This window comes from Streptomyces sp. MBT53 (assembly GCF_016654115.1).
In the GTDB taxonomy this organism is placed as follows: domain Bacteria; phylum Actinomycetota; class Actinomycetes; order Streptomycetales; family Streptomycetaceae; genus Streptomyces.
Genome location: NZ_JAEQAZ010000088.1, coordinates 23,516 through 35,476 on the forward strand (window position 1 = coordinate 23,516; position 11,961 = coordinate 35,476).

An 11,961-nucleotide genomic window follows, 5' to 3' on the forward strand; every position below is an offset into this window, starting at 1 on the left:
TCGATCAGGGTTTTCAGGATCGACCTGTGGTCAAGCAGACGAGGACAGCGGTGCCGGCCCGCGGCAAAGTCACCGTCAACAGTCCCTCGGCCGCGTCCCATTCCACCCCTGCGTCGCCGGTCGGCGGATACAGCGAAGTGGGGTGAGCATGGGTGCCGCGCAGGTGGGGGATGGCCAGTGTGCGGTCGGCGTCGGCGCTTGTGTCGGCACCGACCTCTCTCCTCCAGACCATCAGGTACGTGGACTCCGCACCTCGCAGCCCCTGCGCGATCCACTCGTCGTCCCAGCCGGGCAGGCCCAGCGGCCAGAACGGGTGAGCGGCAGCGATCTCCGCCCTGATGTCCTTGTAGACGGCGAGCGCCGAGCGGACGAGGTCGAGTTGCTCGTCGTCCATGAGGTTGAGGAAACCGGAGAGGTGGATACGGCCGAGCAGCGCGCCGGTGAGGGTGAAGGCGACCTCGTCCAGGCTCTGTTCGGGCTGGGGGTAGGCCCATACGGCGGCCTGTTCCGGAGTCGCGGCGGTGGCGGCCGAGGCGGCGATGGGCGGGTAGCGCAGCGGGTCCTGCTGGTCGCTGGTGGACTGGATCTGTGCCACGGCGAGTTGGGCGTAGTCCATGCGCAGACCGCCCGATCCGCAGTTCTCCAGGACCAGTTGAGGATGACGGTCGAGGAGTCCGGCCATCCAGTCGAGGTGGGCGCGGTGATGCCCCAGCAGTCCCGCACCGGCGCTTTCCGAACCGTTCTCGGTTCCCGGGCCGATGTTGATGTTGTAGTCGAGTTTCAGATAGCCGACGCCCCACTCGCCGACGAGCCGGTCCACGACCTCGTCGAGGTGGGCGCGGGCGGCCGGGTGGCGCAGGTCCAGGTGGTGCCGTCCGTGTTCCGTGACGCGCAGGCCCCCGCGCCGGAAGAACGCCTCCGGCGGCAGGGTGTCGGCCAACGGGCTGCGCACGCCCACCACTTCGGGTTCGAGCCACAGTCCCGGGGTCATGTCGTGCTTCCTGATGGCGTCCAGGACTTCCTGTATGCCGCCCGGGAAGCGGTTGGGAGCGGCCTCCCAGGCGCCGACGGAGTCCCACCAGCCCTGGGCGTCGTCGTCGTACCAGCCCGCGTCGATCACGAACACCTCGGCACCGGCGCTCGCCGCCGCCTCCACCAGGGGCAGGAGCCGTTCGGTGGTGGGGTCGCCCATCAGGGTGTTCATGTAGTCGTTGTAGATCACCGGGAGCGCACGGTGGTCGGGGTGGTCGCGCCGGATGCCGCGGCGATAGTCCGTAAGCGTCGCGAAGGCAGTGTCCAGACCGCCGCTCTCCGTGCGCACGAGAACGGCGGGAACGGTGTGGAACTCCTCACCGGGGGCAAGGAGTTGGTGCCACTGGTGGTGGGCGTCGTCGGGCCCGAACAGGGCGACGTACGCGGCGCCTTCGCGCTCTCCGGTCTCGAAGCGCCAGCCCGCGCTGGACTCGATCTGCCACAGCCACACCCCGCCGTCGCGGTCGGTGAGTGCGCCTACCGGCAGATGGCGCCCGGTGGACCAACTCCCTTGTGAATAGCGCTCGAAGCAGCCGCGCCCCTCGTGGCCGTGGGCGGATCGGGTCAACGAAACGACCTGGTCGCGGAAGTCTGCCTGGCGCCAACGGCATTCGGCGAGCCAGTCGTTGTCCGCCCAGTGCAGGGTCAGCCCGTCGAGGCCGTCTTCGGCATCGGAGGAGGAGATCCCGCCGAGCGTCAGGGTCGTGACGCTCTCCAACCGGACCGGTACAACACCCTCGTTGACCAGCCGTACCCGCGAGCGCAGGAAGCTCGAGCCGATGCCCGACTCCAGGGTGACCTCGGCGGCGAGCCCAGTCGCCGGGTCCGCCAAACGGATCGTCGTACGCTCCAGGTCCCCGTCCCGCACGGTCTCGTGGTCGCGGTAGGTCATCCGCTCACCGACGGCCGTCTCGATGAAGCGCTCGCCCGACCACATGCGCCCGTGCCCGGTGGCCGTGACCTCGACGAGAGGCACCAGTTGGGCCCAGTTCTGATCGGGCCCTCCCAGCCGGACCGCTCCAGCGGCATCGACGACGGCGTGCAGCCCGAGCGCCGGATGCGACCAGACACGGGACCTCTCGACTGTTCCTACGACACTGGTCAACGCGTTTTCCCCTTCTGGGACGGTTCGGTCCTGCGGGTCATGTACGGGCGCCGAGCTGGGGTTTCTCGTCCGGCGGGAGGGTTCCTGCCGCTCCGGCCGGTGTGTTCGAAAGGTAAATCCCCAGTTACGGTCTCTTGACGCCTTCGTTGTGACCGCTCACAATCCTCGCATGGATGTGACCGGTCACACAAGCTCCGGCGGCCAGGGCGACCCCCCTCAGGGGCAGCAGAAAGCCGCCAGTATCCGCGACGTCGCCGCTGCTGCGGGCGTCTCCTACCAGACGGTTTCGCGGGTCATCAACGGCCACCCGAACGTCAAGGAGGAGACCCGCAAGCGGGTCGACGCCGCCATCCAGACCTTGGGATTCAGGCGCAACGCCACCGCGTTCGCCCTGGCCAGCGGGGTCACCCGGTCGGTCACCGTCATCACGTCGAACACCGTCCTCTACGGTTACGCAGCCACCCTGCAAGGCCTGGAGGAGGCGTCCCGCGCCGCCGGATACGCGCTCGGCGTACGGGTCGTGACTCCCGAGGACGATCTGGACCGTACGATCGCCGCGGCCGCCGACACCGGTGGCGGCGTGGTGGTCATCGGCTTCGACCGCCTCGGTGCCGCCGCGCTGGACCGCGTACCGGCGCACGTACCGTGCGCGGCGCTGGTGGAAGCACCACCGCCGGGCCGGACACCCAGCCGTCCGGCGGTGTGGGCCGACGACCGCGAGGCGGCCCGTACCGCCACCGAACACCTGCTGGCGCTCGGGCACTCGAACGTGCACTATGTGGCGATCCCCGCCTCGACCGGAACCCGGCGCCTGGCGAGTCCCCGCTCCGAGGGCTGGCGTCAGGCGCTGGAAGCGGCCGGCATCACCCCGCCTCCGCCGTCCGGCAAGGGCTGGGACGCCCAGGCCGGCTACGAGGCCGGGAAGAAGCTCGCCCGGAACCAGGACGTCACCGCGATCCTGTGCGGCAACGACGACCTGGCGCTGGGTGTGCTGCGGGCCCTGCATCACGCGGGTCGGCGGGTCCCGGAGGACGTCAGCGTCATCGGCTTCGACGACGCGCCGCACTCCGGTTTCGTCACCCCGTCCCTCACCACCGTCCGCATGGACTTCCACGGGTTGGGCCGCGCCGCGTTCGGGCTGCTGCGCGCCCAGCTCGACACCGACCGGCAGGAACCCGCGCCGGTACCGGCCGAACCCACCCTCATCCTCCGGGAGAGCTCGGGGCCGCGGGACGCATGAGCCGGACCGGACGTCCGACCTCGCCGTATCCGTTAGCCGTCTTCCCCGCAGTCATCGCACATCTCCGCAGTACCGCCCCGCCTCCCCTCTGCGAACGATCAAGGATCCGCCATGAGAAGAGCCGTCTCCGTCCTTGCCGCCGCCTGTGTCCTCGGGCTGACGGCCACCGCGTGCAGTGACAGCACCGGTGCCACCACGGCCGCCGCCCCCGAGGGCTCCGTCAATCCGACCGCCTCCCTCAAGGGCGTCAAGCTCACCATGTGGGTGGCCCAGAACAGCGTCTCGGAGCCCAAGCAGGCCATCGAGGCGTTCGAGAAGGCCACCGGCGCGAAGATCACCACCGAGGTGATACCCGACCCGTACGAGTCGAACGTCCCGACCAAGCTGGCCTCGGGCGTCAAGCCGGACCTGATGTTCTGGCAGCCCACGGGCAGCACCCTGCCGTTCGTCCAGCCGGCCAAGAACCTGCTGACCCTGGACAACGAGGACTGGGTCTCCAAGCTCGGCACGACGGAGAAGTCCCTCGGCCAGGTCGACGGTCACCGCTACGCGGCCATCGTCACCAGCCCGGCCTCCCTGGGCGTCTACTACAACAAGGACGTCTTCAAGAAGGCGGGCATCACCACGATGCCCACCAGCTACGACGATCTCCTCGCGACCGCTGCGAAGATCAAGTCCAAGACGGGTGTCGCGCCCTTCTTCGAGGTGGGCGGCGACAAGTGGCCGCTGCAGTGGCAGGTCCAGCTGCAGATGACCGACCTGCCGCAGAGCTTCTGGGACAAGCTCAACAAGAACCAGGCCAAGTGGACCGACCCGGTGATCGTGAACGCGATCAAGAAGTACAAGACCAAGGTCCTTGACGGCGGGCTGGCGCAGAAGAACTACAAGACGGCGACCTTCGTCGACCAGGGCAAGGCGATCCTGGACGGCAGCGCCGCGATGGCCGTCAACGTCACCTCGCTGCAGAGCGAGATCCAGGCGACCTCCAGCACCTCGGAGATGGACCAGAAGCTGGGCTGGTTCCCCGTCTCCAACAGCTCCGCCAAGGCTCTGTACTCTCCCGACCAGACGAACGGCGTCGTCGCCTTCAACACCGGTGACACCAAGCGTCAGAACGCCGCCCGGCAGTTCCTGTCCTTCTGGCTCGGCAAGGACTACCCGGCCTACATCAAGGCCAACAAGATCGTCTCGGTGGAGCCGTCCGTGCCCAACCCCGCCGGTCTCCCGCAAACCGCCATCGCCCAGGCCGAGTCCCTCGCCACCGCGACCGGCGTGTTCCAGGTCAAGGCCCTGACCGCGCCCGACATGCACCTCGCCCTCGCCGACATGATCTACGGCAAGAAGACCCCGGAGCAGGTCGCCCAGGCCGCCGAGGACCAGTTCACCCAGATCCTCAAGGCGCGCGGCGTCTCCGGTTTCTGACCGGCGCACTTCGCCAGCCCGTCCCCGGGCCGCCCGTCGGCGGCCCGCCCGGGACCCCATCCGGAGGTAAGAAAGTGGTGGACACCGCCACGATGGACGCCATCGACGCCACGCGCGCGAAGGACCGAGCCCGGGACGACGGCCAGGACCGGACGTCCCGTCGCAACCGCCTGCGCAGCAGGGCCAACCAGCCGTGGTGGTTCGCCCTGCCCGCGCTCGCCGTGTTCGGCGTGTTCTTCCTGCTGCCGAACCTGCTGAACTTCGTCTACCCGTTCACCGACTGGTCGGCGTTCCACTCGCAGATCGGCTTCGTGGGACTGTCGAACTTCAGCACCATCCTGCACGACGGGTCGATGGCCCGTGACATCCGCATCACCCTGGAGTACGCGGTCCTCGTGGCCGTCTTCCAGAACGGCTTCGGCCTCGCCCTCGCCCTCCTGCTGGAGCGCGACACCCGCTTCAACCGCTTCTTCCGCGCTGCCTTCTTCCTCCCGGTACTGATCTCCGCGCTCGCCGTCGGCTACATCTTCCGCGCCCTGCTCGCCCAGGACGGCGCGCTCAACAGCGTGCTGTCCTCGCTCGCGGGACACCACGTCGACACCCCCTGGCTCGGCTCGACCACCTGGACGCTGGTCGTGGTGACCCTCATCCACGGCTGGAAGTGGATGGGACTGGCCATGCTGATCTATCTGGCGGGCCTGAAGAGCATGCCGGGTGACGTCCTGGAGGCGGCCCGGATCGACGGAGCCGGCTGGTGGCGCACCTTCTGGTCGGTCAGATTCCCGCTGCTCGCACCCGCCGTCACCTTCAACGTGACCACCGCGCTGATCGGTTCCATGAACACCTTCGACATCGTGCAGGCGACCACCGGAGGCGGTCCCGGCAGCGAGACCGAGGTCTTCAACATCTACATGTTCCGCATCTTCGGCCAGGGCCTGTACGCGCAGGCGTCCGCGATGAGCCTGGTGCTCTTGCTCATCGTCGTCGTCCTCGCCGTGCCCGTCATCGTCGGCCTGCGCCGCAGGGAGAACAACCAGTGACCACCGTTACCGCGTTCGCCCCCGCGCACCGGCGCCCACTGCGCTGGGTCCAGCCGACCGTCGTCCTGATCATCGCGGCCGTCACCATCGGTATCCCGCTGTGGCTGGTGGCGGTCACCTCCGTCAAACCGCAGGCCGAGGCCATCAAGCCCAACCTCTCCCTGCCCCACCACGCCCAGGCCGCCGCGAACTACAAGCAGAGCTTCGACGAGGGCAAGATCGTCCAGGGCTTCGTCAACAGCCTCCTGGTCGTCGCCCCGTCCGTCGTCCTCGTCCTGCTCCTCGGAGCGGGCGCCGCCTGGGTGTTCGCCCGCCGCAAGGGCCGCCTGGTCAACACCCTGTACGCGCTCAGCATCAGCGGACTGCTGCTCCCGCCGGCCGTGATCACCATCGTCATGGAACTGCGCCAACTCGGCCTGGCCGGCACCCGACCCGGCATGATCGGCGTCTACGCCGGGATGTACCTGTCCACCTCGATCTTCTTCATGACCGGGTTCATCCGCGCCCTCCCCGAGGAGTTGGAGGAGGCCGCCCGCATGGACGGCGCGGGCCCGGTCCGCGTCTTCTTCCGCATCATCCTGCCGCTCCTGCGCCCAGTCATCGCCACCGCCACGATCATGGTGATGCTCTACGCCTGGAGCGACATCTTCTACGCCTTCTTCGTCCTCGGCGGCGGCGACAAGGCCACCCTCCCGCTCAACCTCTACCAGGTCGCCAACGCCCAGCTGTACCTCAACAACTGGCACCTGATCTTCGCCTACGTCGTGATGATGAGCCTCCCCATGGTCCTGGTCTTCGTCATAGCGCAGCGGCGCATCGTCTCCGGCATCACGAGCGGCGCCGTCAAGTAGGCCAAACAGCCCCGGGGATCGGCCTGTTGAGCCGCCCCGGTCACCCGCGAAGTACCCCGACAGCCTCCCGCAACGCCGCGGGAGGAGGAGGACAGCCATGCCTCGAACAGCCCGCAGACCCCGCTCCGTCCGCGCCCTCATGGGTGCGACGGTGGTGACCGCCGCCCTCCTGGGCACCGCGCTCGCCGTCCCCGCCGCGCAGGCGGCCACCCCGCAGCTGACCGTCGACCTCGGCACCACCACCGGCGCGGTCATGCACGGAGCCAACGGCGCCCTGTACGGCCTCAGCGACGACGGCGTGCCCGGCGACAACATCGTCACGCCCCTGCACATGACGTCCATCGCGCAGAAGGCACCCGACGGCGCCCAGCACCCCAACGGTGACGCGCTGGTCGTCCAGCCGGAGTTCGCCCGCGGTGGCGGCGGCGACAACCTCATCTACATGCAGGACATCTACGCCTCGTGGCCGTACGAGAACCTCGGCCTGAGCGACTACCTGTCCAAGGTCACCACGATGGTCACCAAGGTCGCGGCCCGCTCCGACGCGAGCACCTTCGTGTGGGTGCCGTTCAACGAACCGGACGGCAACTGGTACACCGGGCTGGGCAGTTCGACCACGTCGACGTACAACAGCGCGCTCGCGAGCTTCGAGAGCGACTGGACGACGGTCTACAACAAGATCCGCTCGATCATCCCGAACGCGCGCATCGCCGGCCCGAACGAGACGCACTACGACGCCCGTCTGATGGGCGACTTCTATCCGTGGGCCAAGGCCAACAACGTCCTTCCGGACATGACCACTTGGCACGAGCTGGACCCCACCTCCCTCTCCAACTTCGAGGGCAACCTCGCCGCCTACCGCACCATCGAGACCAACGCCGGCATCAGCCCGCGCCCGGTCAACATCAATGAGTACGGCGACCGCCGCGACCTCTCGGTGCCGGGCCAGATGGTCCAGTGGATGTCGATGTTCGAGCGGAACAAGGTCTACGCCGACCAGGCGTACTGGGACATCGCGGGGAACCTGGACGGCAACGTCAGCCAGACCAACATCCCCAACGGCGACTGGTGGCTGCTGCGTTGGTACGCGGGCCTGACCGGCCAGACCACCAAGGTCACCCCGCCGCAGGCCAACGTCATCGACACGCTCCAGGGCATCGCGTCCCTCGACACCGGCCGCAAGCAGGCCCAGGTCCTCCTCGGCGGCGGCACCTCCGGCTCGGCGAACACGGTCGTCCAGCACATACCGTCGTCGTTCGGCAGCACCGTCAACGTCTCGGTGGAGCGCACCGCTTGGAGCGGCTACGAGGGCGCCGGCCCCGCGCCCACAGTGCTCGCCCGCAGCACGTACACGGTCGCCTCGGACGGCAGCATCACCGTCCCGCTGACCAACCTCGACCCGATGTCGGCCTACCGGATCGTCATCAACCCGGCCGGCACCGGCACGCCCACCGCCGCGAGCACCCCGTGGTCGGCGTCGTACGAGGCCGAGAACGCGACGATCACCGACGGCACCGTCTACACCCAGGGCAGCGTCACCAACGCCTACGGGTACGCCACTTCGGGCACCAAGGACGTCGGCAGCCTCAACCAGTCGGACAGCAAGGTCGCCTTCACCGTCACCGCCCCGACCACGGGCACGTACAACCTGAACGTCTTCTACGGCAACCAGTCCGGCGGCCCGGCGACCCAGACCCTCACGGTGGACGGCGGCTCGTCCCAGACGGTCACCTACTCACCGACGCTGAACTGGACCTACCGCTCGACCGCCAGTGCCTCCGTGTCCCTGACGGCGGGCACGCACACGATCACCCTGGCCAAGGGCACCAACGAGGTCACGCTCGACAAGATCGACCTCACCGCGGCCTCCACCGCCGACACTTCGTACCCGGCCACGTACGCGGACATCACCGGTTCGCCGACCTACACCTACACGGCCTCCGGTACGACGGGAGCGGGCGCCCTGGCGCTGACCTCGGGCACCTCGGCCGCCTTCGACGTCTACGCGCCGACCGACGGCTACTACACCGTCCACACCGACTACTCCTCCAACGGCTCCGGCACCCTCACCCTGGACGGCGCGACCGCCGTGACGCTGGCCTCCACCAGCGGCACGCTCACGGACAAGAGCTCACGGCTGTACCTGTCGGCGGGCAACAACCGCATCACGGCGGCCACTTCGGGCTCGACCACACTGACCGTGCGCGACCTGCGCGTGTCCGCGAGCGCCGACACCACGGGCGTCACCGCCTACGAGGCCGAGAGCGCGACCCTCGCGGGAACCGCAGTCGCCACCTCGGACAGCTGGGCCTCCGGCGGCAAGTACGTCGGCTACATCGGCAACGCGGCGGCCAACACCCTCACCTTCCAGGTGAGCGCCGCCAGTGCCGGGCGGTACGTCATGAACGTCCGCTACGCCAACGACCAGGTCTCCGGCTCCGGGAACTACAACACCAACGTCGTCTCCCGGGCGGCCCAGATCTCCGTCAACGGCGGCACCGCGCAGACCGTCATGTTCCGCAACAACTACAGCTGGTCCACCTACTGGGACCTCCCCGTCCCGGTCACCCTGACCGCCGGCACCAACACCATCAGCTTCGCCAACGCGAGCGCCTACGCACCCAACATCGACCGCATCACCGTCGCACCGGTCTCCGGCTGACAACCAACTCCGGTCGGGGCCCGGGCACTTGCGCCGGGCCCCGTCCGGGGGTCCCATCCCGAGATCTCCTCTCGACCTCATTCGCCACATCGAACAACGACTGAAATACCGAACAGAAGGGCGGCGGACGGTGACCATCGAGCACCTCGATCACACCCATCCCGACACCTACGTCATCGGAGTCGACTACGGCACGTTGTCGGGGCGTGCTGTGGTGGTCCGGGTCGCGGACGGCGCGGAACTGGCCGTCGCCGAGCACCCGTACACCCACGCCGTCCTCGACGGCCGGCTCCCCGACGGCACCCCGCTGCCGCCGGACTGGGCGCTGCAGGTCCCCGCCGACTACATCGACGTGCTGCGCATGGCCGTCCCCGAGGCGCTGGCCCGTTCCGGCGTACGTCCGGAGCAGGTCGTGGGTATCGGGACGGACTTCACCGCGTGTACGGTCCTGCCGGTCCTCGCCGACGGCACGCCGCTGTGCGAACTCCCGGAGTTCGCGGGCCGTCCGCACGCCTACGTCAAACTGTGGCGCCACCACGCCGCGCAGGCCCAGGCCGACCGGATCACCGCACTGGCCGAGGCCCGCAAGGAGCCCTGGCTGAAGCGGTACGGCGGGAAGATCTCCTCGGAGTGGGAGTTCGCCAAGGCCCTCCAGTTGCTCGAGGAGGACCCGGAACTCTACGAGCTGACCGAGCGGTGGGTCGAGGCCGCCGACTGGATCGTGTGGCGGCTGTCGGGCACGTATGTCCGCAACGCGTGCACCGCCGGCTACAAAGGCCAGCTCCAGGACGGCAGTTACCCCTCCAGCGACTATCTGGCCGCGCTCAACCCCGACTTCGCGGGCTTCGTCATCGACAAGCTGGACCAGCCCATCGGCCAGCTCGGCGACCGGGCGGGCGGGCTGACGGCCGAGGCGGCGGCCTGGACGGGCCTGCCCGAGGGCATCGCGGTGTGCGTCGGGAACGTCGACGCCCATGTGACCGCGCCCGCGGCCACCGCCGTGGAGCCGGGCCGGATGGTCGCCATCATGGGCACCTCCACCTGCCACGTCATGAGCAGCGACCGGTGGGCCGAAGTACCGGGCATGTGCGGGGTCGTCCACGGCGGCATCCTGCCGGGGCTGTGGGGCTATGAGGCCGGGCAGAGCGGGGTGGGGGACATCTTCGGCTGGTTCGTGCGCACCGCCTTCCCCGCCCCGTACGCGGAACAGGCCGCCGCGCTGGGCCGCGACCCGCACGAGCACCTCACCGCGCTGGCCGCACAGCAGCGGGTGGGCGAGCACGGGCTGATCGCCCTGGACTGGCACAGCGGCAACCGCAGCGTCCTCGTCGACCACGACCTGAGCGGCGTCGTGGTCGGGCTGACGCTGTCCACCCGGCCCGAGGACGTCTACCGGGCCCTGCTGGAGGCCACCGCCTTCGGCACCCGCACCATCATCGAAGCCTTCGAGACTGCCGGGGTGCCGGTGGGTGAACTGATCGTCGCGGGCGGCCTGATGAAGAACCCGCTGCTGATGCAGATCTACGCCGACGTCACCCGCCTGCCCCTCGGCGTCATCGACTCGGCACAGGGCCCCGCGCTCGGTGCGGCGATGCACGCGGCGGTCGCGGCCGGCGCCCACACCGACATCCGGGCCGCCGCCCACGCCATGGGGCAGGCCCGCCCCGCCGTCTACGAGCCGGACCCCGAGCGGGCCGCGGCCTACGACCGGCTGTATGCCGAATACCGCCTCCTGCACGACTACTTCGGCCGCGGCACCAACAAGGTCATGCACCGACTGCGCCGCCTGCGCACCGAGGCCTCCGCCTGAACACCACGCCTCGCCACGCCACGCCTCGCGCGGTGGTCAACTCCCTTTGAAAGGAACCCTCATGGACACCACAGCCTCTCCCTATCCGGACCAGGAGGTCTGGTTTCTCACCGGCAGCCAGGGCCTGTACGGCGACGACATCCTGCACCAGGTCGCCGAGCAGTCCCGCAGCATCGCCGAGATCCTCTCCGGCCCCGGGAAGATCCCGGTCCGCATCGTGTGGAAGCCGGTCCTCACCGACGCCGACGCGATCCGCCGCCTGTGCCAGGAAGCCAGCAGCTCCGACACCTGCGTGGGCGTCATCGTGTGGATGCACACCTTCTCCCCGGCCAAGATGTGGATCGCCGGACTCTCCGCCCTCGACCGGCCGCTGCTGCACCTGCACACCCAGTACAACCTGTCCCTGCCCTGGCCCAGCATCGACATGGACTTCATGAACCTCAACCAAGCCGCCCACGGCGACCGCGAGTTCGCCCACATCGAGTCCCGCCTCAACATCGACCGCAAGATCGTCGCCGGCCACGCCACCGACCCCCGGGTCGTCCACCGCGTCGCGGCCTGGGCACGGGCCGCCGTGGGCCGCCACGCCTCGCGCACCCTGCGGCTGGCCCGCTTCGGCGACAACATGCGCGACGTCGCCGTCACCGAGGGCGACAAGGTCGAAGCCCAACTGCGGTTCGGCTACTCGGTCAACACCTACGCCGTCAACGACCTGGTGGCGGTCGTGGATCAGGTCGAGGACAAGGAGGCGGCCCAACTCGCCGCCGAGTACGCCGAGTTGTACGACGTCGTGCCGGCC

The 11,961-nt window shown here is 69.0% G+C and carries 7 protein-coding genes and 1 pseudogene; 7 read left to right on the plus strand and 1 reads right to left on the minus strand.

Annotated elements, in window-relative coordinates:
* Window positions 1–13 precede the first annotated feature (13 nt).
* Window positions 14–2,137: a glycoside hydrolase family 36 protein gene (locus tag JHN45_RS28565; protein ID WP_201051344.1), complete on the minus strand. Its 2,124-nt coding sequence runs from the start codon at window positions 2,135–2,137 to the stop codon at window positions 14–16.
* Between the two features lie 169 nt (window positions 2,138–2,306).
* Here JHN45_RS28565 and JHN45_RS28570 point away from each other — a divergent pair, with 169 nt between their 5' ends.
* From JHN45_RS28570 to JHN45_RS28600, 7 genes and pseudogenes are all read left to right on the plus strand, one after another.
* Window positions 2,307–3,377 (plus strand): LacI family DNA-binding transcriptional regulator, encoded by a 1,071-nt coding sequence (locus JHN45_RS28570; protein WP_234467536.1) that lies wholly within the window; start codon window positions 2,307–2,309, stop codon window positions 3,375–3,377.
* A 111-nt stretch (window positions 3,378–3,488) separates the two neighbouring features.
* A complete protein-coding gene (locus JHN45_RS28575; RefSeq protein WP_201051346.1) occupies window positions 3,489–4,799 on the plus strand; it encodes an ABC transporter substrate-binding protein in 1,311 nt (436 codons plus the stop codon).
* A 74-nt stretch (window positions 4,800–4,873) separates the two neighbouring features.
* Window positions 4,874–5,839, plus strand: a complete 966-nt coding sequence (locus JHN45_RS28580; RefSeq protein WP_201051348.1) for a carbohydrate ABC transporter permease — start codon at window positions 4,874–4,876, stop codon at window positions 5,837–5,839.
* Entirely contained in the window at window positions 5,836–6,690 is an 855-nt protein-coding gene (locus JHN45_RS28585; protein ID WP_201051350.1) for a carbohydrate ABC transporter permease, read from the plus strand. Before JHN45_RS28580 ends, JHN45_RS28585 begins: the two co-directional genes overlap by 4 nt.
* 97 nt (window positions 6,691–6,787) lie before the next feature.
* The gene (locus JHN45_RS28590; RefSeq protein ID WP_234467535.1) at window positions 6,788–9,352 is read left to right on the plus strand and encodes a CBM35 domain-containing protein; all 2,565 of its coding nucleotides are present in this window, start codon (window positions 6,788–6,790) and stop codon (window positions 9,350–9,352) included.
* A gap of 130 nt (window positions 9,353–9,482) precedes the next feature.
* Window positions 9,483–11,162 (plus strand): ribulokinase, encoded by a 1,680-nt coding sequence (gene araB / locus JHN45_RS28595; RefSeq protein ID WP_201051352.1) that lies wholly within the window; start codon window positions 9,483–9,485, stop codon window positions 11,160–11,162.
* Window positions 11,163–11,223: 61 nt separating this feature from the next.
* Window positions 11,224–11,961, plus strand: a pseudogene (locus JHN45_RS28600) (L-arabinose isomerase); the annotation flags it as partial.